The sequence below is a fragment of the Exiguobacterium sp. s168 genome, assembly GCF_018619035.1.
Classification (GTDB): domain Bacteria; phylum Bacillota; class Bacilli; order Exiguobacteriales; family Exiguobacteriaceae; genus Exiguobacterium_A; species Exiguobacterium_A acetylicum.
Genome location: NZ_JACSNE010000020.1, coordinates 17,684 through 43,442, shown reverse-complemented (window position 1 = coordinate 43,442; position 25,759 = coordinate 17,684). Strand labels below are relative to the sequence as shown.

Here is a 25,759-nt window from a genome sequence, read left to right as displayed (position 1 = left end):
TGCATTCTCCTTTAACACATACTTTATTTTCATATTTAAGTAGATTGTCTGATGATTAATCGAAGACTCAACGTGTTTTGTTCAACTTTATGTCGATGATTAATTAAACTATCCATCATTTTAACTGCTTCTATTCCTAGTTGATGAATCGGCTGATCGATAGTGGTAATATGTAGGGCTTCAGCAATCGATTGATTGTCAAATCCAGTTACAGCAAGATCTTCAGGAACTCTTATCTTTAACAGTCTTGCTTGATGAATAATTCCTGCTGCCACATAGTCATTCCCAACTACGATAGCTCTCGGAAGAGCAGATAGTTTATATAGTTCATTCATGACAGTCTTTCCGTCCTCAAAACTATATCTTTTTTCGAAGTACCATTCGTGCGAATGCGTACAATTACTATTATCGATAAATTTATCAAAGGCGCTTTTTCGACTTTTACCGACACCACTATCTGGATTTCCTAAACATAGCGCTATACTTTGATAACCTTTTTCCTTTAGGTGGTTCATTACTAGTTCGATCCCATTCGAGTGATCAATGTATACCTGAGCATGATCGCCTTCCGACCACTCACAAGATACTATCGGACCGTATTTATTAATTTCGGACAGTTCTGTTGCTGAACTTACGGTCGAAGCAATAACTAGTCCATCAATTTGTTTATATCGCAGTTGATCAAACGATATTTTTTCTCTTTCTGGATCACTGTTTGTTTGATTGACAAGTAATGAAAGGTTCAAATCCGCACAAATCTCGCCCATTCCGCTGATTAAATGATTAAAAAAAGGATGATTGATTTGCGGAACCATGATACCGATGATATTCGTTTTTCCTTTCGATAGATTGATTGCATTCCGATTCGGAACGTAATCTAGCAAACGAATGGCTTCTAAAACAGCTTCTTTTTTTTGCGAAGTTACATAGGGCTGATTATTTAAAACACGTGATACCGTTGATCGTGATACCTTTGCCAAGCGAGCAATTTCTGTTATGTTAGCCATTATATTCCCTTCTTGTGTCAATATTTAGGTATTTTAATCATATCAAAAATGCGAGATGCTACATCAATCAAAACACCTAAAAGACAAAGGACAACCAATGTTCCAACACCTACCGGTCCATTCAATAAAAAAGCAATACAAAAGGCTAAACCTTCTCCACATGTCTTTGTTATTGCCAAACTCCAGCCCGTTCGCTTACTGAGTTCAATCATAAATTCATCATTAGGAACAGCTGGTAAGGACGAACGAATATACAAAGCAATTCCACAACTCAGTATTAATAGACCGGCAACAAATAAAAACCAACCAGAAAATTGACTATCTATATCTATCCGACCTGTAAGAAGAGCATTTAATCCATCAATCAACAGACCAATAATGATAACAGGTATAAAACCTAGCAGATTGGGCATTCCTTGTTTAATGAGACCATTGATAACAATCAGTACACTACCCACAGCGAATACCCAAAAGCCGATGCTCATGCCAATATGTTTTTCCAATGCGACATTCAGTGCATCCCAAGGTGCTATTCCCATGCTCGCTTTGATCATAAGCACAACGCCAAATGAGAGTGTTAATAACCCGCCTAAATACATCATCCACTTTCGTCGTCGATTCATACACTAGCTCGCTTCAATTGGTTGAGTAAATTAGCTGGATAATCATTTAGAGCATGGGCGACACCACTATGCTCATTATCTAATGTTTCATAAGTTGCAATGCTTTTGATAGACTCTTCAGCGTTCTTCATCGCTACACTGCTTCCTGCTATCTGGAACATCGATAAGTCGTTTTGATTATCACCGATTGCAATTGTGTTACTTAATTCAATGTTACAGTCAGTTGCTACTTTAATAAGTGCCGATCCTTTATTAATTCCTACTGACATTACTTCTAAATTGTATACGCCCGAACTAGAAATCGAACACGTATTGATTAGAGAAAGCCTTCGCTCTATTTTTTTTAAGAGACCTTGATTTGGCGAAACAATCATAAACTTGATAACACACGATAAGTCATTGGGGGTAATAGAGTCGACATATTCTACGCCATATTGTGTTAGCTGTGCCTGAATAGAGTGGAGGAATAAATCTGCGCTGAAAGATTGATTTAGTACCCGCTCTTTTTCTATTTTAGCAAGCAAGATATCAGTGGCTTCTGATTCCAATAAGATTTTGTCTTCTAAGTAAATTTGAACATAGACCTCTTCTTCGCTTAAATATCGTAAGATTCTTTCGCTCGTCTGCCTATCCATTGAGGTGTTATTTCGAAGTACTCTGTCATCTATTTTGTACTGTAACTCTGCTCCATTCGAAGCAATAATCGGACACCCAAATATGTGATGTTTGCGTAAGATATTTTGTGCGTCAAAAGAAGCTCGTCCTGTCGCAATAAGTACTAAGTCTCCCTGCTCTTGTCTTTTCTTAATTGCTAAAACATTCTCCTTAGAAATTGTATGATCTGAATGTAAAAGTGTCCCATCTAAGTCAATCGCAAATAACTTCATATCCATCCTCCATTTCAATTGTTTTTCTATTCAAATTTATCTTAATCTCTGAAACGCGTTTCAGAGCAATAGATAAAAAAAAGGATTGACCTGAAATGCATTTCATAGACTAAGGTGTATTCATCACTGGTAAGAGTAACGAAAGCGGCGTTATTACCAGTGATCCTTTTAAGGAGGTGAAATGCTATGTTCAGTACTGAAGAACTGGCTGTACTTAAATGGTTGAATGAAAAAAATGCTCCTCTTATGATTCAAATGGAAGTGTTGCAAGCTTTTCAGTTAAATCAATTGTTAATCGAGCTTGATAAAAGAATAATGACCTTCGAAGAACATTTAAATTCCAAAAAATAATTATTTTTTGGAATTTTTGTTTTTTCTATTGACCTGGGACGCGTTTCATATCTTATTCTTCGATAGTACTCTCTAAAGAAATTTAGAAAGTATAAAAAAAGGAAACGATTTATTAGGAGGAGTCCTCATGTCAAAAACAACATTTAATAGTCCATCACTTCTTCAAGTGGATGCTACCATGCACTTAGCAAACATAGAGTTAGAGAATAATCACTGGAAACGCTATGAAATTCTTGAAAAAGGACAATACAATAAATCAGGTTCATATCTTGTTTCTTCATTACCTGTCGAATTTCATTGTCATGGAATTGGTGATTATGATTTTAGTAATCTTGACGAACTCGACTTAGACAAAGTAAATATGTTAGCTGAAGAAGAAGGAATTTATTGCGTCCCCTCTATTTTTCTGCCACATCACCAGCTTGACTTGTTCCATATGATGATGAATGACTTTGCATTAAAAAAGTCCTCTGGACAACTTTCAAATATCCTAGGTATTTCACTGGAAGGTCCTCTTTTAGCTAGTTTTGCTGGAACTCCCGCCAAAGGAAACTGGGCACCAACAAAACAGGAGTGGACTAAAATTGCCTCTTGCGGAGAATTAGGGTTGATCTATACCGTTCTTTCGCCTGATGCTATGACTGATAACTCTTACTTGAAGGAACAAATCACGAAAGATCATCCGACTATTGAGTGGATTGTTGAGACACTCGTCAAGAACGGGATCAAACCAGCATTAGGACACTTCCAAAAAAATGATCCTTTTTATACTTCTGAATTAATAAAAAAAGTCATTAAAATTGCACAAGAGGCAACTCCATTTATAGATTCTACTCCAGTGATTACAGATCATTTGTTTAATGATATGCCGTTAAACTTTAAGCATACATGGAGAACAACGGAAGAAAAGAAAGTCAGATTGCAAGAGTTATATAATTCAGAAATTCAAAGTTGGTCGCTTGATAATATTTGTGAAAAAGTAGGTCAGGTTCCAGGGACTTTGATCAAAGCTGCTGCTACTGGAGACATTACTATTTGTATGAACTTTGATAGTGAACACGTAGATTTAGAAGTTGTACGCAAAGTAGTGGAATTAATAGGTACTAGTAATATTATTGCGATGACGGATCGAATTGATACAGATGTCATGTGTGGACAGGAACTGAAGAAAAACGGGGAAAACAATCTATGGTATCAAGGAAAAGGCTATGTGGCTGCAGGATCATATACAATTGATCGGCTCATGCATAATATTCGATCGATTGGTTTCAACGAATCAGACATTTGGAAGTTAACGTCGTTTACGCCTCTTCGTGAAGCACACCACTCAAACCAACTAAAGTCTCGAGAAATCGTACCGTTCAGTTTTGTCGATGAGACTAAAACCAGAACTCACCTTACGACTACTAATCCAGAATCAATATTAGTTTAAAGTGACTCAAGAATTATCAAAGGAGGTGAACTATGTTATGGCACAGATTCCTTATAAGTATACAAACAATGTATTAAGGGTAGATGTAGAACTAACTAATGCATCAAATGTATTTTTAGTTGATTCAATAAATTATCAAAACTATATCAATCGACGAAGATTTAATTACCATGGAGGATATTATAATAGATCTCCCTTATCAATTACTGTACAGGGTGCCGGAAATTGGTATCTGATAGTAGAAGATTCAAACTATAGATATAAATTTCACACAAGTTAAGTACGTGCAAGACTCTATTAGGTATATTCAAAAGAGATCATATACATTTCGACGTCGAAATGTATATGATCTCTTTTATTAATATGAACTTATATTTTTCTAATCGACAATGTAAAGAATATAAGCTATTCAGCGAATGAGACTCTATACTTACACTTGAATTATTCAAAGGTTCTTCTTATATTTTAAGACGATTTATTAAAAGTACCTCCAAATCGCCCATGCTATAATGACAACATACAATTTAAGTTAAAAGGGGTAGTAGATATGTCATCCAATGAAATGAAAAATAAATCATTTCGTCTATCTGAAGAAGTCACCGAAAAAATTGGGGAGCTTTTAAAGGGACGTCAAATTACAACAAATCAATTATTCGAAGAATTTATTGTATTAGCAGAGCAAAGAGTAATCGATCCAAAGCTGAGTGAAGAAGATGCTGTGTTAGAATCTTCGCTCAAGCAAATTACTCTTCTTTTTCAAGAACGAGCTGCACGTCTTGAAAAGTTTCAACATGAAAACCAGCGGATCCAATCGCGTCATTTAGAAGCGGTAACACATTTAGAAGCAGACGTCGCAAAGACAAAAGAAGCTTTGGAAACAGAGTACATGGAAAAAACGTCTTTCCATCAGCAAGAAATCGATGAATTTCAAAATAAACTGGAACAAGTTGAAATTGCTTTGGCACAATCAAAGGAGCAAAGAGAACGCCTTGAAGTGACGAACAAAGAAGAGATAACATCTCTAAAGCGGAATGTCTTTCACATGGAAAGTACGATTACAAAGTTAGAAGAAGAACGAGATCAATTATATCGACAAAATAAAACGTTGGCCGATTTGGTGGATGAGTTAAAAACACGAAGTCACAGAGCGGAGCAACTAGAAGAAGAAAATCGTAAATTATTGTTAGAGCTAGCAATTGTTCAGCGTGATCAGGAAACATTTGAACGACGGTTGCAAGAACAAGTAGAGTTAGCTGTTTTAAGAGAGCGAACTCAACAACATTTTAAAAACGAGAATGACTAATGTTTATACTACTATCTAATTCCTCAACCGGCCTGTTTACCTTGCTTCTCGGTTTTACAACACATAAAAAGGGATCTTACATTCTCAATAGAATAAATAAGATCCCTTTTTGTATGATTTTACTTCGTTTAATCATTTCTTAAGGTTTAACAGAAGATGAATTAGGACTTAACACGTAAACCAAATACTTTAAACCGATTACGTTTTTCTTCTAGTTTTACTTTCATATCCACTGAGAATGCGCTCTCCGTTGTATTATAAGCACGCTGTGCTGCCAAACTCATCATTTTAGTCACGTCTTCTACTTGATCTTCATGCAACTGAGCAGTTTTAACATAGTAGTGGGCAGTTTCACGATCATGTAAAGATTCAGGTGCTATAACATGCCGACTTAAATCTAGCTTATGAGCGGTCTGTTGACGATAATTCGAATTTCCTACTTGCAGACGATTCAATTCGTTTAACAGATCTTCTAAATATCGCGAATTTTTTACGTCTAGCATGAGATATTATCCTCTCACTTAGTAATATAATCAAATGTTAATTTAAAAACTAATCTTGTAAAAAATTATTCAGAATATCGTCTACTTCATAAATATTTCTAAATATGTTTTTGTACATTTGTTCAAGTAAATTCTCATCTACAACACTACTTTTAGACTTGTATTTCCAATATTCACGGTCATTTACAGTAAATAAACATTTAGTATCATAGTTGTCGGAAAGTAAAAATGAAATAAAATATTTAGTTTCCATAGTATATCTATCCTCATCAAAATAAAATCTTGAAGAGTAAGATCCAACCACTACATATAATTTATCTTTTATCTCAGAATAAAATAGTTCCCCTAAATTTTCAGCTCCCTCGGGAACAATTAAAACTTCAAATAAGAAATTAGGTGGTGATACATCAGTTTTTAATACATTCCATTCATATAGACTTAAATTATTATTCACTTTTTCAATAGACTCAATTTCGTTTTTTCGAATACTCATATCAAGTACTACTCCTTTTTAGATTATTTATTTTTACTTTCGATATCTTGAATAATTGATGCAAGCTTACGTTCTAAATTTAAAACTTTATCACCTTTTCCCATTGCGTTTAAGAAACGAACTTGGTCTAATTTTTTAGTTTCTATTTTCAGCTCATTAATCAAGCTTACGATATCTTTAATTTCATATCTTAATGATTTTAAATAAGTGTCATTTTCTAGTTCTACAACTTTATTATAAATATTTTTAATAACTATACATGATTCTCTTATTTTATTATCCGATTCTGTACCAATAACATTGCTATTTATTAAAGATTCATATAAACATTTTACTGCACTTAAAAAATCTATTTCACCATCACTTTCTAAATACTTCAATCGATAACTATCTTTCAAGTGATCTGAATAAGAGTATTTGCGATAAAAAACGAAGACTAAGATTAAACTACTTAAAGAGTAAAAATAACTTGAAAAATCTATAAATGACATGAAAAAAGTACTCCAATAATTTTTGTCAGTAAAAAATAATTTTGTTATAGAAAGAGATGCAGAAATTAGAGTTGGAAAGATTAGAAATCCAAAAATCAATGTTTTAGGTTCATTTAAAATTTTTTTTATTTGATTTCTCATTATTATTTTCTCCACATTTTTTTGTTTACAAACTCTTATTGAAATACAATTCCAATGCAATTCGAATGATTTGCTCTGGTTTTACACCTTGATCACGGGATTGCTTTTTAAGACTCGTGTAGAGTGGATCATCATTGTCTAAAAAATCAACATGAACACGTGCTGGTTTTGGCTGTACAGGAGTTGCATTAATCACGTTTTGTTCTTTTCGTTCATTTAATATTTTTTTCACTTCACGCAATTGCTCACGTGTCATTTCGTAGACTGTGAACTCCCCATCATTTATTTTATACTTCCGCTCTTCCAGTAGCGCGACTTTTGGATCCTCTGGCCAAGTTAATAATTCAGCTAACTTAGAAGCACTGAAGTCCTGTTGAATCGCTTTGTCTAAGATTGTTGGTCCAAATATGTTCCAGAATGAAATGAACCGATTGACTTGAGGATGAGACATTCCGATTTGATTTAAAAATTCTTTCCAACTTCCTTGTTCCTGCTGAAACGCTTCTTTAGTGTCAGCATTACGAAATACTTCATTCGCATGTGCTAAAATACGACACTTCTCAACAAAACTTGTCGCTTGGATTGTATCAATGTGATTGTAGTACTGAATAATACCTTCCATGTCTTCCGGAAGACGTTTTGATAGCACACGTGATAAGCCGACAGCTGGAAGCGACTGATACGGATTTGACATCGTAGGCGCAGCAAACTTCTTCACCGCTTCGACTTGCTCTTCCCGTAATGCTTCTGTTCCCTCTTCTTGAATAGGTTTTTCAGCTACTGTGCTCTGAAAGCTTTTGAATGTTGCTTGTCCTTTTTTACGTCGACTGCTCATAGTGAGAGTACCTCCTCTGCTAACTGTAAGTAGGCATCTGTTGCTGGACTCTTATGGTCAAGGACAGGACGTGCTTCTCGTTGTAAGGATTGAATTTTTACGATATATGGGATCGTTGTCAGTACGGGAATACCAACTTCCTCCCCTAACTCCTTTAACTCGTCAACGGTCGTCATATCTCCTTTAGAACGTGCATTGACCATCGTTGGAATGAATGCTGATATATGAATGTCTTCTTTATATCCATTTCTCATTTCTTCCAACTCTTCTGGTGCCGTATAGACAGCATCCATTGAGAATTTCTGCATCTGTACCGGCATAACGATCCGGTCTTGAGCTACAAGGGCACAACGCGCATATGGGTTTAAAGCCGACGTCGATCCTGGGCAATCAATTAAACAAATATCAAACAAGTCCTCGAGTCGCGTTAGTTCTTCAATCAAACGGTATTCGTATCCCATCTGACTCGTTAGTCCGGTAGGAGAAGCAGAACGGCGCGTGGGTACTAAGTGAATGATACCTAGTTCATATTCACAAGTGACAATGACTTGTTCAATCGGTGCATATGAGGGATCGTGCTCTTCAATCAAACAATCGAGCAACACTTTTCCATCGTAATCATCCGTTAACCCTAGTCCATTGGTCGTCGAAGCTTGGTCATCCGCATCAATGACGAGAACGCGTAATCCTTGTCGAGCATACGCATGGGCGAGATTAATCGTGGTCGTTGATTTACCGACGCCACCTTTTCGGTTATATAAGGCAATTTTCTTCACTGTTTCTTCTCTCCTTCCACGATTTCACTCTGATCCTCTATAATATCCCGCTGAATGGTCTCTTCAATCATCTTTGAAATGTATTCACTAATGCTGAGTCCTTTAGCACGCGCTAGCACATGAATCTGTTCCGATGTTTCTGTTGGGACTCGTGTAGAAAGAACCGTCGATGTCGCTGCGAGTGGCTGGAACGACTTTACTTTTACTTTCGCTATCGTTGATCGAGCAGCACGAATTTCTCGTACTGTCGCACTCTCTAATGACTTCCGTCCTTCCTCTACAGGTAAACCATTTAAAACGACATCTTCTAGGTCATCGACATACATCAGTTCGAATACTTTGGATGCCGGTAACGTCTGGAGTTGTTCTTCAAATGGTTCTAGGGTGTCAAACGCCTTAACATAGCGAGAGGCGAGTGAAGTTGACATGTTGACGACTTCTAAAAACGTGCGCCATTCTTGTTGATCATGCATTTCTGATTTAGCAATCGACAAACGCTTACCAATCTCGAAAACAGAGATCGTTTGAATCTTAGCTAACTCCTTGATTTCGACTGCGAGATTCTCTAAATCGCGGGAAACCGGTAACTTCTGAACAACAGAACTCAGATCAGTCAATCCACTCCGATAAGGATGTTGCTCTTGCGGTCTTACTTTATGAATCTGTTTATTCCGTGCTTTCATGTTTCGAACCTCCTGTCATCAAGAGTGCTAGCTCACGAAACGGCTGTGCCAGTTCCAAGCCTTCTTTCGACTTGTACTGTAAAACACTCTTTCCGCTATCTGCTGCCTTCTCAATAAAAGCAGCGCGTCGTACAGAGGGGAGCACATGTAATTGCTCTGTTGTTGCCAATTGTTCCATCGCTTCTGCGTATTCGCGATCCCCTTTTAAACCAAGATCGATTGCGACTGGCATAATCCCTGTTAGCTTTAGAGAAGCATTATAATACTTCTTCACTTGTCGAATCGTTCGAACCGTACTTCCTAACTGATCAAAGACAAGCTTTTTCGGCATGAATGGAATGACCACCTCGTCTGCGCACGATAAGACTACTTTTGATAATTCATTGATTGAAGGAACTGAATCAAGAATGATCCAATCAAACTCATGGGCAAGAGGAAATAGTAAGTCCTTTAATAGAAAAATTTTATCTTGTTCAGATATTAAGTTAATTAAACGTGCATTTCGTTCATTGGAGGGAAGAAGACTAATGTTATGTTTTTCATCATCAAATAAGATCTCTTCAATCGCTAATCCTTTCGCTTGGACGTCGTAAAGCGTCATGTATTGAATCGTATCCGACTCTTTCAGCATTAACTTACTTAATGATCCCTGCGGATCTAAGTCAACAAGAAGCGTACGATACCCGAGTTCTCCAAGAGCATGACCCATATTAAGTGAACAGGTTGTCTTACCAGATCCTCCTTTTGATATGTAAAACGTCATAATATTCATCATCTCTCCCCTTTCTTCATTCATCATGGCACATACATATAACAATTTCAATAATTATTAGCATCCAAAAGATGATATAGATAATAATTTACGTATACATTACTAAATAACCTGTAAACATTTCGATATCGAAATGTTTACAGGTTATTTAAGCTTTTCTACTCAATTGTTTTGTCTACGCTTTTAAAATGCTTCTCCATATTTTAATTTTATTCTTCATCATAATAAGCCGTGATCTACCAGATTATTATGATTTAACACATTGGAAGAGATTAAAAAGATTAATAAAGAATTAATAAGAATTAGAAAAAGGCTTCACCTCCTCAAGCCTGTAATACCAACAAAAACAAGACATATTACGATTCGGGAAACGAACATCACAATTTGTAGAAATTCAAGAAGCGCTGTTTTTATGATTCCATGCAATGATTTCGTTCAGAATCTGTTGAGTAAATAACTTAACAATCTTTTTTTTTAACAATAAAATTTGTTTTTTTTCCTAAATCGTATGGCATATTGAAATTGTATTTAAATAAATCAATGAAATGAGTAACATGAGGATGAATTCGACCAAAAAGACTTAAAATGACGCGGATTTGTTGTCTTTTCACGACTATTTTCAAAAAAAAGCATGACAAATAGACCATCATGCAATGGCCAATTTTTCCGATACGACTCGGAGTCGTTCATTTAGATAGAGGATTGGTGATTCAAAGAAGAGGCGATAGAGTTCTGCATCTTCAAGACGTCCGCCGTATTGATAGAAATCATTTCGAATCGAACGAATAACTTCATCACAAGCAGCAAATCCGTACGTATCACTTAGCGATTGCAGCGAGGTTTGCGGAACTTCCAATGCATCGAAGTCTACGAAGTCACGAGCGACTTCTCGCAGGTTGAACCAACTGATCAACGTACTCGCCCGTTCCGCTTCCCGGATGCGCTTGCTGTTAATTTGGTCTTCAAGTTTCACGTGAAACATTAAAGGACGTGTTACGGTATGTATGCGCTTCTTAAGCGAGACGTTCTCTTTGACAGCAGATAAGAAGTCTTTCGTGTTCTCAACCAAATGCACATTAAAGAACTGCGATAGTTGATCGATCATGCCTTTTACAGCCAAACGGTGTCCACAGTAACGTGGAAGGAATCCGCGTACTTCATCATAGGTTAAAGTTGCCTTCTCCTGAGACTGGACATTCACGTCCCGTTCTACTTGTACAAGAGCACGTAAAGCGACGCGAAGGATATTTACATGTTCAATATCCATCAGTTGGCGCACCATCCCACACCAAAGAGACGTATAACCGGTCTTCGATGTATACGTACCCCCTTCTTCGAAAAGGTCACGGTAGTTTTCGAGATAATCTACGAGTTCAATGGTGACGACTCCAGAGAAATGAATCGAATAACGAATAAGTCCAGCCGATTCAAAAAGGCGTAGGTTATTGTGTAACGATCGAACTGACGTACGCGCATAGTGAGCCAATGCTTCACTTTCCATCAATGAGAGAACGCCTTGATCATCGCAATGCGATAAAAGCGTCAACAAATGACGAATGCGAGATTTTGTCCACTTTAATGCCAGGAAAGGTCCTGGAATGTTATAGTGATGCTGTTCATATAAGAAACTGTCTTGACGCTTTGTCCAACGTGTTAAGCCACTCATCGCGATCAGTAATTTATTAGCGACCAATACGTGACGATTTTCATGTTGAAATGACATACCTACACCTCCCCTACTCTGAACTATTATTACTAGTATCCTGTTCAGAAAAGGAACTGTCAAAACGCGTTTTCGGTACGGTCAAAAACGACCAATGTACTATAAACGTTGATCTGAAGCCGTTTTCAGATACAAAAAAGATGTCATTTCAGTACGGTCAAAAACGACCAGAATCTCGGAAATCCTTATATGATGCGCTTTCTAGATGTTTTTCTTGAGTAAATTCATACATGTAGCGATGCAATATGTCATTCTGGTACGGTATTTAACGACCAAATGATTAAAAGTGTCATTTCAGTACGGGATTGAGCGACTAATATGTCTAAAAGTGTTGTTTGAGTACGGTATATGACGACCAAATGGATAAGATAGCCGTTTTAAAATAATTTTTAAAAAGTGTTCTAAAGTGCAGAAGTGTCATTCTGGTACGGGAATCAACGACCAAAAACATAAAACTGTTGTTTTGGTACGGTGATCGACGACCTAAATCGATGAAGTGTTGTTTCGGTACGGTCATATCCGACAAAAATGCTAAAAATATAAGAAAAAGTGCTGTTTCAGTCCGGTAAATAACGTCTGAATTTGAAAAATGGTCGTTTTCCGACACGATTCGACATATACGATCAATGGATGATCTGGATAATAAGACATCCAATTATGCGTGAGTTCTTACAACGAGAAGAAAATAGAAAATTAAAATAAGAACATATGTTCTGTATTTATGCTTATTTCTGCATATATGACTATTCATGTTGGTACTACTTTATAAATCTTTATTATGACCATTTATTTAAATATATAAATGTGATTAGCGATAAGTAAATAAAAATGGATGAGTACTGAATTCTTGCTTATTTTAATTATTGTGTTGCTTGTGAAGCGATTATAGAGCGACCATATTTATCGTTGGTGGCATTACATGATATTTAATCTCGATTTAACAGGACAAAGACAATGTAGGTTAGGCATAAGAAGATAAACGATCATTTATGATTATAAAGTTTCTTTCATGGATAATCTTAAGTAATATTCAAAAGAGCGCACGAGATTCATGATCTCGTGCGCTCTTTTATTTGAATCTATTGATGATGTAAGAAGACTACTTTCTATTGATCTACTCGATATTCCTTATAGGAGAAGGGCATTACGGCGATCATCATGCTCCCAGCGTTCTAAGGGGTGGAAGTATAAGAAATAGTAGTCTCCTGACCGATGCCAATCTTGAATGATAAAATCAAGTTCTTTAATACGATCCAAGTTAGTTTCAAGCTCTTTCAGATTCTCTGCTTTTCTACTCTTATTAAATCGAATTGAATGCGTAAACTGACGCCAATGCCGTTTCGCAGGCATTGCTTCGTTTAACTGATAAGAGTTGAGTCGTTCCTTTTGAAGCACAAAGGATAAATGATACGCGAACGTTCCTTTTAATCGCTCAATTTGTTCTCCATAGATGCTGATAATCTGTTGTTTTAATAAATCATCATAGACTTCCTCTGAGACGGTGACAGTAATTTGCGTGTCCCGTTTAACAGAAGAAGCATTACTAATTTTAACAGAGGAGAAGAGACCAAAAATTGAGAGGTCTCCTTCCTCATTTCTAACGGCTACGCGATAATAACCGAGTTTTACAAGACGTTGTGTTGTAAGGGTATAGCTTTTACCACTATCGTTTCCGTAAATCTTTTTAACAAGTTTTGAAATCGGAAATACGATTTTTCGACTCGTTTGAAACGTCACATCGCGATACGACAAAATTTCATTAAAAGCCTCAAAATCACGGGCATCAAGATCCGGGACTTTTCCGTCGAGTTCTGCAAGAAACTCATTACTGACGAGAACCGACAAATTCGTTGGAATCCCTTGTTTGTATTTAGGGACGACAGCGGAGTAGTCATGAAGGTCGAGAGATAAATCAGTCAACATGCCTTCTCCATGATTGAACTTTTCCGTCGTATTTTTCATGCGATCAGCGATTCCAAAGAACGGTACTGTAATCGATGTAGAAGTGGCAATGTGTGCCTTTGGTTGTGCGCGTTTTAATTCTTTCGCAACCTCTCCAATAACCATTAGAATATCGGTCCGCATCGTTGTCGTTTGTTGATTTTTCGTTTTTTGTCCCCAGTGCGGATACGTATGGATCAGTAAGTTATTATTTTCCGCCCATTCCTCAAGTTCCTGTATGTGTTCTTGCATTAATTTCTCAACACTATCAGCTGAGAACTTTCGCTGAAATCCTTCTTTTCCCGCAATGTCCCAATACTCGAGGTACATTTTATGAAGTCCTCGTAGTTCTTTCATCGGACCTTTATTCTCTACATAGTTTTTTACGGCTGCCCGTACCCAGCGCCGTTTTAATTTCTTAAAAGAATAATAACGGAGTTTGGTATAAACATCTTCTTCATTTTGAAATTCATAATATTCTTCATAGAGTTGATTGACATAGGCTTCGACATCAATGATATCGATGGAGATTAGTTGTTCGGTAACATCGTTCTCGAGCAATGTCTTTGCTGCTTGAGATACAACAAGTTGTCTATGTTGGACGGATGAGGTAGAGTCCATAATGCATCGCCCCCTTAATTCGATATAGCTAGCATAGCATGTCTTAAGAGGAGTGGGGAAATTAGATAAAAAGTGTGCGCCGGCGCACACTTTTTGAAAAAAGACATCGATTTAGATCTATCTTATAATATTTAAACTTTAGAGCGTTTGGCCGTTATCAATTACGAAGACTTGTCCCGTTATGGACGATTGTGTCAACTGGAATAGAATAGCACCCGCGATATCCTCCGGCGTGGAGATTCTCTCTAAGAAAAGGTTACCTGCTAAACCATGCATCCGTTCCTCATTCCCAGCCCACCAACGTGTGGCGACAGCTCCTGGAGAGATACAATTAACGCGAATGTCAGGTGCGAGTGAGATAGCAAGTGAGCGTGTCATCGTATGAATAGCTAACTTAGTGGCTGCATAAGGAATGGAAAATCCGATACAGTTCACTCCCGCTACGCTCCCAAGGTTGACGATTGCACCTGCGGATTGTCTTTTCATATGTGGTACGACTGCCTTTACACAGTGGAACATGCCCTTTACGTTAACAGCAAAGAGAGAATCCCATACGTCTCCCGTCACTTCATCCAGTTCATTCATAGGAATCTGTGACGTGATGCTTGCATTGTTCACCAAAAAATCAATCTTTCCAAACACCATCAAGGTATGGGTGACCATATACTGAACCTCGTGTTCTATTGAGACATCTCCTCGGTAAGGAATTGCCACACCATCATCGTTCATAATTTTTTTTACGACCTCTAATGCCGCTTCTTCAGACTGACTGTAATTGGCAATAACATTTACTCCTTCGGCAGCTAAACGGAGTGCTGTCGCATACCGATGCCTGATCCAGCTACTATCACTATGGCTACTTTATCCTTCAAATTTAATGAATATCTTTCTCTCATTCTATGTGATTGATATCATTATGCTTCTATTCGAGAAGAGAGTATCATTGTTGATAATGAACGAGATATCACTACAAGTGATATCAGAAATCAATGATGATAGTGGAGACCCAGGATTTATTGATTTTCAAGCCTGTAGCAGATCTACATTCGATTTCGAGAGCAGCTGAGAAATTAGATTATGTTCAATCGAACGTCAGTCAGCGGATGAAGATTCTTGAAGACGAGCTAGTTGCTCATTTACTGATTCGGAGTAATCGTGGAGTGAAATTGACGAAAGAAGGAACTAAGCTGTACAAATATGCTGAGGACATCCTGAAGTTGATGCAGGATGCGAAATCTTCAATCAATAAAGATAAATGGATAGAATACTTGGTCATCGGTGCAACACAGACTGTATCGGCGACGATGCTTCCCAAAATCTTTTTGCTCTTCATGAAAGATAATAATAAGATTGGTGTGTCGATGAAGACACAAGACAGGTAACGATTGCAGGAAATGCTCTTCTATGGTGAAATTGATGCGTGTTTGTCAATGGATTATTCAACGAAGAACGCTAAGAGTGCGTACCTAGTTTATCTTAAGATATAGTAATCTTGTCACATTAGGACTTCAAGTTTGAAGAAGATGGATGCCCGACACTCATCATCATAGTGACACTACGTTTACGTACCGAGAATATACATAAATTCATTCGCTTCGTAAAGTTAATACTTACTAGACACATGAGTCAATGACATCGTTAATGTATCCGGAACGATTATCCAGATTTGGATTTAGAAACTAACTTTTAAGAAAATGAGTGTATTTTGTGAGTAGAAAGGCGAAGAAGATGTTTTCACAGTTGCTCATCAAATAAGGAAAAAAGTATGCGCCAGCACATACTTTTTTCCTTATTTCACGTACCATAACAAAAAATATCAATCAATTTATCACAGAAGCTTACACTAGCTTGTATCGAAGACAGGAATATGTCATCAATTCTCTAACGAAACGAGTGAGACTAAGAAAAGGCGCTCATCTCCAGCACCATGTCAAATCAATTGATTGGAAGGTGATAGAGGAATGATAAGTGTTGATTAAAAAAAGATGAGTGACCATATCGAAAGATGTTTCACGTGAAACGTCTCTCGAATATGGTTCATTTCTTCTAGAATTCTCGGCTCTTTTAGAGTCGGAATGATGTGAGAGTGGGCTGTAAAAACGGATTGATACATGGAATTAGGGTGGTCAATAAAATGTCGTTCAAGAAGTACTCGAACGACTACACTTCCCATTAGACATTTCATATTTGTTGAAAAGTATACGCCTAGGTATACTTTTTTTCATGTAACTCGCATATACGTATCGGAAGAAAGAGTCTTTGCTGGAGAGGAGTCATGCCAATTCTTCCGATAGATATATCGATATTCTTGATGATTTGAAGCACTTGCTCGGCTGAGGGTAAGAAATAATATCGTCTCACTAAACGAGGGAGTCATAAATCGCCTCGCCATCCTCGACATGTAAAGACAGGAAGTCTTTCGACAGAATGGTGAGTTCGTATCCGGTTCCGATAGTAGATGGTGCCTCCAGGAATGTAAAGTGTACGCAGCATGGAGATCCTGCTCAACTAGCCCATGAAGAAGGTGGAATCAAAGCCAAACCGATAAAACACATGACATCACCGCAAGCATGCTGCCATCGAGAAGCTAAGGAACTCCTCACGAGGTAAGGTTTCTAGAAGCGATGAGACTAATCCTCAAGATCGGAGGGACAATCCAAAATCGAGCAATTTAGATGCGCGGAGATAGGCTTCGGTATCCACCTCGACGTACGAGACAGCATCGAATAGAGTGAACGGAAGTAATTTTCTAAATGATCCTATTGATGACAGCTGATGGAAGCCGCTTCCTCGACCAAATCACGAACTGATATGAATTCGAAATGAAATTCATCGGAAGGATGTTTCTGTCGGAATATGTGACTCATTTCTATAAGTGATTTAGATATAGATCGTACATATCTCAGGGGACAATAGATTACAAATGATATGGAGGCATGAATATACGGCGTAATCCATTTACCTTGTCTGATAGTAAACCGGTGAATATGTACAAAACATAAGGCACCCTCAGAAGACGGATGTATCCTTTGGCACGAAGAAGGTAAGAAGAGGTATGAACGGAGTCCTTTACCCGGTACATCGTGATTCTAAAGATGTCCATGTGACTGTGTGAGTTGACGTTGCCCGACGTCCGCTTCGCAACCCGAAAGACAACTGCTTCATCGATGGATGGGTAAAGGTCCTCCTTCAAAGAGATCAGACCATCGATGAAAGGATATAATAGGGACGAAGACGAAACAGAACAAAAACGACCTGCTATTACACGAACTCATAGAGAGACCTAGAAGATGTATAGATATTGAGAGAATACGGAATAAACTTAGGTCTCAAAAGGAGTAAGGAATGGCTGATGAACTTAGCGAGACGCATGGTGGAATTATTGAAGGATGAAATAGAACTTTTCCAAATGGAAACCGGAAAACCAGTGCTCTCTATCCTTGCGATTAACCTGACACAGAACGGACGTCGAATGAGCTGATATCCCTGGACACTATCGACTTCCTAGAATGGATTGAGAAGCTTTAATAGGTATGTCAAATATATCGTCGATTTATAAAGAAATGATTTTTATCCTATTATCGTTCCGAACGGATAAGCAAGGTCGTAGATATTCATCGAGGATAAGTTGTAGTTTATATCGGAGAAGGAGCTTAAAGATTTCGTTAAGTAATTCTAGGAGCAGCTGAAGGGAAAAACCGAGGAAGGAACTGTCATCATGCCGATTCATTAGTAGAGTATGGCGGTTATGAAGTGTAACAGTTTGAAGCTGTATGAGAACCAAATTCTTCACATGAAAACAAAGGCATTTTAACGCCGCCGACCTGTTATGCTCGTATCAGACGGGCGCGCATTGACGAGGCAGGGGTATTAGTTTAACTACAGATAGATCTCAGACTTAATGAGGGGTATCCATGGATGGAAAACGACAGTTCGGATGAAGAAGGAAGGGAATCGGACGAACCAAGAAGCGTGACAGGTGATAGTAATACAGTCCGACCTGACTGATGACAGCTATGCATCAAAGGCTTCGTGAATATCATCAGTCAGGCGATCACATCGTATGACAAGTAACGACTGACTGCAGCTCTGATACCGGGGCGACAATAAGTTTGCGTTTCGAGAACACTATTCGAGCTTGACAGCGTAACACGATCAACTCATCTTTTCGAACGACTTAATCCTTATCAAACAGCATCTGATCCTCTGGATGAATATGACCGGACGACTATTAAAGAACCAGGAGCATCATGCGAAACGGGTAATCCTCGACAAAGTATTCTAAATCATAATCACTGATCATTGCCTTTCTCGGGGCTACTGTAATAAAGAAGAATACCTCGTTAGATTACATTGAGTCTGTCGAATCATATGTAGCAGAAGTTGACTTCTTTCCGCTCGTCTTAGTACTTAAGAACGAATTCACTCATCCACTCGAAGAGATCGTTTTTGAGAATCAGTTCTATGAGAGCATCCTTTTAAGTATTAGTGTATTCAAGAGTCTACTTATCTGGAAATCGAACATGTTCGTCAAGACACTTAATAAGCCGCATCTGGAATAGTTCTTGGAATGGTAATAATTGAAGATGGTATCTGATCGCTAGAAGAAATCCAGTCGAAAAATTCAACGTTGCTAGTTATTAAAATGGTAGAGAAGGATTTAATAAACATCGTAAATGGCAGTGATCATCATTATTCAAGGGAGTTCGAGAAACGTTTACAATAGTCATAATTCGTATTTGGAAAGCATCTATGAATAAAGGAAAAGGTGTAATGAAACAAATAATGATGTATGTTATTTTAATGTGATTGGGGTTACTTCAATCGTGGAAAAATAGAAGGAATTAAAAAGAATAAAGGAATTAAAAAGAATAGTTTTATAATTTGACTAATCATATGGATTAATCACTAGCTTCAAGTTTTAAATAAAACTTGAGTTCGATGTTATTAATAGATCAAATGAAAGGTCATTTTAATAAAAGGTTTTGATATGCGTACTTTTGAAATTAATTTTACCTAAAGAAATAAATGCCAATGATTTTTGTCACGAAAATTAATTTAAAATAATTTATATCAAAATTTATGGCGAATAACACTACAAAAAATAGTTAATAATTGAAATAGAAAAGTCCTTTTAATTGGTAGCAGAGGTATGTGAACTGCCACTAACAAAAAGGACTTACGAATTTTATAAAGAATTAATTAAGTATATTTATTATAAGACTAATCAACTAGTCTTTAAAACATAGTCACTATTTTCAGAAATAGTCTTTAATATAATAACCTCCTGTAATAAGTCAATAATATCTTCTAATTCTTCTTCGATAGGCATATAATTTTTAACATAATGGTTTTTATAAAAATTATGAATTGCTATACCTAAACTAGCAACAAAAGGTATCATAATTAGCAAAATTAAGCTCTTAGTATCATCACCATTATTACCACCCAACGAGTTTGAGAAAGCTATAAAAAATGAAACTACAATTGACATTAAAGAGTAATTGAAACTCAGATCTTTTTTGTGTTTTGAGAGCCTTCTCTCAAAACCTTTTTTTAACTCGTCAAATTCTTTCGGATTATCAAATTTAATATATACGATTTGTTCATTATGTTGGTCTAATTTATCTATAATGAAATCCTTAGATAGTAATCTTACCATTTCAAGTTGTATAATTTTCTTTTTTTCTTTTTTGTCTATACCAAACTTTTTAGTTAATTTTCTTATTCTAATAATTAGATACAAAGAAACCACAATGTGGATGACTGAAAGAATTATAAAAGTCATAAAAAAATAAGTAGTATCTTTTAAATATTCTGTCGCAAAATTGTAGGCGATAGCAGAAAGTGAAATAAAAGGTAGTGAAATGTAGATTAAATATTTAAATACTCGTTGTGTAAATTTGTCCTCATGTGCTAAAGGAAAAGTAATATCATTTTCCTCTACAAATTTGGTAACTTTATTTCTATAATGCTCAATAAATAAATCCAACAAAAAAAGCACCTCCAAATTCTATATAAAAGTATACTACCATTATTTTTAGTTATTCACTTATTTTCAAAAAAAGGATTAATTAGCATTAAATTGGTTTTAATGATTGTTATCATTTATTATTAAAAATAAAAATAAATCTTGCTATTTAATAAATATTCGTTATTTGAAATTTTAAAAATAAAGTAATCAAAGGTTGGTTGATTAGAAATTGAATAATAAATGCCAAATATTCACACCTGCAAATACCGTAGTAAAAATGCTTGATCTTGCGAAATACACTGAGAATCTTGTTGGAAAGAAAATAATCGATAATTCTTGTGGTGATGGGAACATACTTGTTGAGATAGTGAAAAGGTATTTAAATGACGCTATTTCTCGAAAATTACCTTTAAAAAAAATACAAGTTGGATTAGAAAATGATATTTATGGAGTAGAAATAGATGAAATTCATCAAAAAAAATGTATCGAGAATTTGAATTCTATAACTAAAAAATATGGATTAGAAAATGTTAAATGGAAAATCATAAACGGAGATTTTTTGAAAATGAATTTAAATATTCATTTTGATTATATAATTGGTAATCCTCCATACATTGCATATAATAATCTAGATAAAAAAACTAGAAAGTTTGTTCGAGAAAAGTATGATAGCTGTAAAAAGGGAAAGATTGATTATTCATATGCTTTTATTGAAGAAAGTTTAAAAAACTTAAACGAACAAGGTAAATTAGTATATTTGATTCCAAATAACACATTTAAGACGGTTTCAGGAGAAAAAATCAGAGAAATTATTAGCCCTTATATTAGTGAATTACATGATTACACAACAAAAAAAATATTTAAAAACGTTATGACGGCCTCTTCAATAATTGTCTTAAATAAATCAGAAATGCAAGAACTATTTATTTATCACGATATAGTATCAGATCGCAAAGAAGAAATATACAAAAAAGATTTAGGTAAAAAATGGATTTTCGGTAATGATGGTATAGAGAGTAGTGTTGAATATATACATTTTGGAGAATATTTTCACGCTGCAACTAGTATAGCAACATTATTAAATTCTGCGTTTTTGATTAAAGAATATAGTATAGATGATAAATATGTTTATACAAAAGGTTTTAAAATTGAAAAGAGTATAGTTAAAAATGCATATAGTCCTAGTAATTTAAATTCAGGAAAAAATGAATTGATAATATTTCCATATTATTATGACAGAAATAATAGATTAAATAAGTATGCGCCATCTATATTCAATGAAAAATTTCCATATTTTTTAAAATATTTCTCACAATTTAAAAATGATTTATTAAATAGAGATTCTGATGTGTCAGCTCAATGGTACGAATTTGGACGATCGCAAGCATTAGCTCATTTGAACCAAAATAAGCTTCTTACATCCACAGTGATTACTAACAGAATAAAAATTTACGAGTTAAAAAGTGATGATATTCCATTCTCAGGAATTTATATAATTCCTAAAAAAAATATTAGTTTAAAGGTTGCTAAATTTTTGCTGAATTCTAATGAGTTCCATGAATATATCAGTCGAGTTGGCATTAATTTGAACGGAACATCAATTCGAATTACAAGTAAAGATATTAACAATTTTATTTTTAAAAATAGAGACTTAAGTTCATCAACTAAAGAATTTTTAAAAAAATATTTATAATTAAAACTGAGCTAAAATAATTTTAAATTAATAGATGAGGTGGAATTCATTATGGAAGAATTACAATTCACCATTGAGGATAGTGAACTTGCTGAGTTATTAGGAAGACAAAATTTTTCTACAAAAGAATCTGCTGTTTTTGAATTAGTTAAGAATGCTTATGATTCAGGATCAATAACTTGCGACATATTATTCGAAGATAACTCTATTTTTATAACTGATAATGGAGTTGGAATGAGTGCCGAAGACATAAAAAAATCGTGGATGCATGTTGGGAGAAGTAATAAAGGTTATATGGATGAAAAGTCTCAAAGAGTATTAACTGGCTCAAAAGGCGTTGGGAGATTTGCATTAGCAAGATTAGGTAACGAAGCGAAAGTATTATCAAAAAAAGAAAAACATAAATCTATAGTATGGGAAACAGATTGGAGTAAATCCAATCTTAATGAAACTGAAATTCCTATCGATAAATCCGGGACTAAAATTCATATAAAAAATTTAAGAGATAATTGGAAAGAAAAAGATATCCAAAAACTGGTTGATTTTTTAAGAAAAGCATATAAAAGTAATCAAATGCAGATAAAAATTCAATTTAAAAATCAAAGTTATGAGATAAATTCTATTTTCTCAGATTTAAAAGTTGGTAGAGATTACATATCAAAAATATCAATTAAATATGATAATAATATTCAAAAACTTGAAATAATAATAGATTCAGATGAATTTAACATGAGCGTTGAGAATATACTGAAAAATAAAGATTTTCTTTACTATAAAAATGTATATGATTTGAAAAATGAAAATTTTATAAATGAAGACATTTCAAATCATATGAAAATTAATCTTTTAAGAGAAGTAGGAGAATTCAACGCAGAATTATTTTTCATTTTAGAGAAAACTACAAAAGATAATGCAGAAAAATTTGAATACAAGTACAATAATTTAATTGGTCCAAATATTGGAATAGCATTGTACAGAAACCACTTTAGTATTGCTTCCCATGAAGGTACTAAAGATTGGCTTAATATTACCGAACGTGCTACAAAATCTCCAGCAGCTGCAACTCATCCTACTGGAAGCTGGCGTGTAAGAAAAAATCAAATTTATGGAATCATTAATATTGATAAAGTAAAAAATGAGAAGTTAGTTGATTTAGCTAATAGACAAGGCTTAGATGAAAATATTCATTATGAATTGTTTAAAGAAATTATTAACTTTGGTATTTCTAGGTTTGAAAATTATAGACAAACAATCATAAGGAAAATAAATTCTAATAATATAGTTGAAAATAAGCAGGAAAAAAATAATAAAAATTTGAATGCTTTTTTGAAAAAACCCGATCGTATAGTAGAAATGAGCAAAGAGGAAATTGCAAGTATAGCAGGTCAAATTAAAGTAATCAGAAAAGAAGTCATAGAGAGTAAAAAGGTATTTAAAGAGAGTGAAGAAAAACATAAATACGATGTTAGAATTTTAAATGTGTTGTCAACTCAGGGGCTAAGGGCTAGCGCGATAGCTCATGACTTACATAACAAAAATAATGCATTGAGTTCTGGATTTGAGGATATTGAGGATGCTTTAATCGAGTATGGATTTTGGGATAAATTAAATTCAGAAGAATTCACTCTTCATTCTTACAAAAACGTCCCCAAAATTTTAAGTGATTTAAAAGATATAAACTTAAGACTAATGACATTTTTAGCAATTATCCTAAATAAAGTTGAAAAGAAAAAATTCGCAACTAAAATCGAATCTGTTTCAGATGTTCTGGATAATATTAAAAGCTCATGGGAAAACCAGTATCGATGGGTAAATATCATTACTGACATAAGTGAAAATGCTGAAAATCAATATAATATATCAGAGGATGTTTTAGAAGTTATCTTTGATAATTTAATTCTAAATAGCATTCAACATAATGATTTAAAAGGATCATTAGATATTAGAATAAAAATGATTTGTGGAGAAAATGCCATAAATGTAGAATACACAGATAATGGAAATGGATTAAATGATAAATATGTAAATGACCCATTTAGAATACTTGATGTACATGAAACTTCGAGAATGGATGGGCATGGATTAGGTATGTGGATAATCAATAATACTTTGTACGCCTACAAAGGAAAATTTATTGATATATCTGGGGGAAATGGGTTTAGAACACAATTTACGTTGCAAGGGAGAATGAAATAATGATAAATATAAATATTTGCTATGTAGATGATAACATTGATAGCAGATTGAATAGATACTTAGTAGAATACTGTGAACACAAAAATAGAGTTTCTCAAGATTTTTTTCTAAATGCTCATGAAAGTCAATTTTTAGCAAGCGATGATTATAGAACTTTATTGCAAAACCCTAAAATTAATTCTGCAAATATTTTATTAATAGATTCTAGACTCTTTGAGAATGAAACTTCTGGACTAAGTAAATTTACGGGGGAGCAATTTAAAATAATATTAAGAAAAGTTCATCCTTTTATAAAGACAATTGTTATTAGCCAAAACGAAGGTTATGCGATCTCCAAAACGATTTCCAAATATAAATCTAGAATTGGAGTAAATAATAGAAATGAAGCTAAGATTTTTTATGATGATGTTCTTGCGCCAATTTTAGAAGATTATATTTTTTCAACAATAGAAGAGTATCAAGTCTTAGAAGAAATTAAAAGTGAGAGAGAAATAGATCCAGTCTTAGTTTCGAATATTCAATCTACTATAGATGGAATAACTAGTACAGATTTACTTGAAAAAAAAGATTTAGATGAGCTGATAATCTTGTTTAATGAGGTAAAAAAGAATTATGAGTGATCATGACTATAGGAACACTTCATTTATCAACTATGATTTTGAGATGGGTAACAAGAAAGTTGAATTTCTAAAGCAATTTTCTGTTAAACATCCTAGAGCTGAAAATCATTATTCGCATATTAGTGAAAAATCCAGCTCGCTTAACTTTCTATTTAGAGAAATCTATTTTCATAAGTGTGCTTATTGTGGTGTCAATATAGAGGTAATAGATTCTTCAAATTTTGAAGTTGATCATTTTATTCCAAAAAACATTTTAAAACAAGCAATCCCGCACTACAATTCTAATTACATAAACGGAATTTTGAATTTAGTAAGTAGTTGCAAAACTTGCAATAGATCGAAAAGTAATTTTGTTTGTCATGAAGGTGAGATCGATTTAATTCATCCGGATAGAAATCAGCTGAAAATTATATTTAATAGAAAAGAAGATTTTTCTATTGAAATTCATCCAGATTATAAGTATAGCGATAATATTGAAAAATTTTTTAAGACATTGAAACTCGACAGTCAACAAAGAAGAATGGAATATCTTATTATGGAAATGAAAGATTTTTGTAGTAAATTTGAGGGTAAAGAAAATAAAACAATTTTACAAATTAAAAGTATGATAATGCAAATAGAAAATAAAAGAAGAAGATTATATTGAACTAAACTATTAAATTCTTATAAATACATTACCCCCGCGTTGAAATAA

Annotated in this window: 22 protein-coding genes and 1 pseudogene; 9 read left to right on the top strand and 14 right to left on the bottom strand. The window is 34.8% G+C overall.

Translation table 11 applies throughout. From position 1 onward, the window contains the following. Positions 1–35 precede the first annotated feature (35 nt). From KNQ15_RS11795 to KNQ15_RS11785, 3 genes are read right to left on the bottom strand one after another with little or no spacing between them, the layout of a single operon-like run. Positions 36–1,007: a LacI family DNA-binding transcriptional regulator gene (locus KNQ15_RS11795; RefSeq protein WP_047392325.1), complete on the bottom strand. Its 972-nt coding sequence runs from the start codon at positions 1,005–1,007 to the stop codon at positions 36–38. A gap of 17 nt (positions 1,008–1,024) precedes the next feature. Then, positions 1,025–1,630, bottom strand: coding sequence for a YczE/YyaS/YitT family protein (locus KNQ15_RS11790; RefSeq protein ID WP_214729626.1), 606 nt, complete (start codon positions 1,628–1,630; stop codon positions 1,025–1,027). Further along, a complete protein-coding gene (locus tag KNQ15_RS11785) occupies positions 1,627–2,517 on the bottom strand; it encodes a Cof-type HAD-IIB family hydrolase (RefSeq protein ID WP_047392321.1) in 891 nt (296 codons plus the stop codon). Before KNQ15_RS11785 ends, KNQ15_RS11790 begins: the two co-directional genes overlap by 4 nt. Positions 2,518–2,703: 186 nt before the next feature. Between KNQ15_RS11785 and KNQ15_RS11780 the strand changes: the two genes are divergently transcribed. The 4 genes from KNQ15_RS11780 (at position 2,704) to KNQ15_RS11765 (ending at position 5,603) form a co-directional block, all read left to right on the top strand. After that, positions 2,704–2,868, top strand: coding sequence for a hypothetical protein (locus KNQ15_RS11780; protein WP_047392317.1), 165 nt, complete (start codon positions 2,704–2,706; stop codon positions 2,866–2,868). Positions 2,869–2,995: 127 nt separating this feature from the next. Further along, positions 2,996–4,300: an N-acetylglucosamine-6-phosphate deacetylase gene (locus KNQ15_RS11775; protein ID WP_214729624.1), complete on the top strand. Its 1,305-nt coding sequence runs from the start codon at positions 2,996–2,998 to the stop codon at positions 4,298–4,300. A 37-nt stretch (positions 4,301–4,337) separates the two neighbouring features. Beyond that, the gene (locus tag KNQ15_RS11770) at positions 4,338–4,580 is read left to right on the top strand and encodes a DUF1883 domain-containing protein (RefSeq protein WP_214729622.1); all 243 of its coding nucleotides are present in this window, start codon (positions 4,338–4,340) and stop codon (positions 4,578–4,580) included. Positions 4,581–4,847: 267 nt separating this feature from the next. Next, positions 4,848–5,603, top strand: coding sequence for a hypothetical protein (locus tag KNQ15_RS11765; protein ID WP_214729620.1), 756 nt, complete (start codon positions 4,848–4,850; stop codon positions 5,601–5,603). A gap of 161 nt (positions 5,604–5,764) precedes the next feature. Here KNQ15_RS11765 and KNQ15_RS11760 read toward each other — a convergent pair whose 3' ends face one another. From KNQ15_RS11760 to KNQ15_RS11715, 10 genes and pseudogenes are all read right to left on the bottom strand, one after another. Further along, a complete protein-coding gene (locus KNQ15_RS11760; protein ID WP_214729619.1) occupies positions 5,765–6,106 on the bottom strand; it encodes a hypothetical protein in 342 nt (113 codons plus the stop codon). Positions 6,107–6,155: 49 nt separating this feature from the next. Beyond that, on the bottom strand, positions 6,156–6,599 hold the full coding sequence (locus tag KNQ15_RS11755; protein ID WP_214729617.1) for a hypothetical protein: 444 nt from the start codon (positions 6,597–6,599) through the stop codon (positions 6,156–6,158). A 23-nt stretch (positions 6,600–6,622) separates the two neighbouring features. After that, on the bottom strand, positions 6,623–7,231 hold the full coding sequence (locus tag KNQ15_RS11750) for a hypothetical protein (RefSeq protein ID WP_214729615.1): 609 nt from the start codon (positions 7,229–7,231) through the stop codon (positions 6,623–6,625). A 25-nt stretch (positions 7,232–7,256) separates the two neighbouring features. After that, positions 7,257–8,066 carry a hypothetical protein gene (locus KNQ15_RS11745; protein WP_214729613.1) on the bottom strand — a complete coding sequence of 270 codons (810 nt, stop codon included), beginning with the start codon at positions 8,064–8,066 and terminating at the stop codon, positions 7,257–7,259. Further along, positions 8,063–8,842 (bottom strand): ParA family protein, encoded by a 780-nt coding sequence (locus KNQ15_RS11740; RefSeq protein ID WP_214729611.1) that lies wholly within the window; start codon positions 8,840–8,842, stop codon positions 8,063–8,065. The genes KNQ15_RS11745 and KNQ15_RS11740 overlap by 4 nt, the downstream gene beginning before the upstream one ends. Further along, on the bottom strand, positions 8,839–9,525 hold the full coding sequence (locus tag KNQ15_RS11735) for a DUF3102 domain-containing protein (protein WP_214729609.1): 687 nt from the start codon (positions 9,523–9,525) through the stop codon (positions 8,839–8,841). Before KNQ15_RS11735 ends, KNQ15_RS11740 begins: the two co-directional genes overlap by 4 nt. Next, entirely contained in the window at positions 9,509–10,297 is a 789-nt protein-coding gene (locus tag KNQ15_RS11730; protein ID WP_214729607.1) for a ParA family protein, read from the bottom strand. Before KNQ15_RS11730 ends, KNQ15_RS11735 begins: the two co-directional genes overlap by 17 nt. A 646-nt stretch (positions 10,298–10,943) precedes the next feature. Continuing rightward, positions 10,944–12,020: a hypothetical protein gene (locus KNQ15_RS11725; protein WP_214729605.1), complete on the bottom strand. Its 1,077-nt coding sequence runs from the start codon at positions 12,018–12,020 to the stop codon at positions 10,944–10,946. A 1,128-nt stretch (positions 12,021–13,148) separates the two neighbouring features. After that, positions 13,149–14,582: a hypothetical protein gene (locus KNQ15_RS11720; protein WP_214729603.1), complete on the bottom strand. Its 1,434-nt coding sequence runs from the start codon at positions 14,580–14,582 to the stop codon at positions 13,149–13,151. Positions 14,583–14,720: 138 nt separating this feature from the next. Continuing rightward, positions 14,721–15,478: pseudogene (locus KNQ15_RS11715) on the bottom strand (SDR family NAD(P)-dependent oxidoreductase). A gap of 120 nt (positions 15,479–15,598) precedes the next feature. On the opposite strand from KNQ15_RS11715, the gene KNQ15_RS11710 reads away from it, so the two are divergent. Continuing rightward, complete coding sequence (locus KNQ15_RS11710; RefSeq protein ID WP_214729601.1) at positions 15,599–15,964, top strand: LysR family transcriptional regulator; 366 nt, start codon at positions 15,599–15,601, stop codon at positions 15,962–15,964. A 3,845-nt stretch (positions 15,965–19,809) separates the two neighbouring features. On the opposite strand, the gene KNQ15_RS11705 is transcribed toward KNQ15_RS11710, so the two are convergent. Then, on the bottom strand, positions 19,810–20,577 hold the full coding sequence (locus KNQ15_RS11705; RefSeq protein WP_214729599.1) for a hypothetical protein: 768 nt from the start codon (positions 20,575–20,577) through the stop codon (positions 19,810–19,812). Positions 20,578–20,785: 208 nt separating this feature from the next. Here KNQ15_RS11705 and KNQ15_RS11700 point away from each other — a divergent pair, with 208 nt between their 5' ends. Genes KNQ15_RS11700 through KNQ15_RS11685 form a run of 4 tightly spaced genes read left to right on the top strand, consistent with a single transcriptional unit; the run spans position 20,786 to position 25,711 of the window. Next, on the top strand, positions 20,786–22,249 hold the full coding sequence (locus KNQ15_RS11700; protein ID WP_214729597.1) for an Eco57I restriction-modification methylase domain-containing protein: 1,464 nt from the start codon (positions 20,786–20,788) through the stop codon (positions 22,247–22,249). 51 nt (positions 22,250–22,300) lie between these two features. Next, complete coding sequence (locus KNQ15_RS11695) at positions 22,301–24,445, top strand: ATP-binding protein (RefSeq protein ID WP_214729595.1); 2,145 nt, start codon at positions 22,301–22,303, stop codon at positions 24,443–24,445. Beyond that, on the top strand, positions 24,445–25,065 hold the full coding sequence (locus tag KNQ15_RS11690) for a hypothetical protein (protein ID WP_214729593.1): 621 nt from the start codon (positions 24,445–24,447) through the stop codon (positions 25,063–25,065). Before KNQ15_RS11695 ends, KNQ15_RS11690 begins: the two co-directional genes overlap by 1 nt. Further along, positions 25,058–25,711, top strand: a complete 654-nt coding sequence (locus tag KNQ15_RS11685) for an HNH endonuclease (RefSeq protein WP_214729591.1) — start codon at positions 25,058–25,060, stop codon at positions 25,709–25,711. Before KNQ15_RS11690 ends, KNQ15_RS11685 begins: the two co-directional genes overlap by 8 nt. The last annotated feature ends 48 nt before the right edge of the window (positions 25,712–25,759 follow it).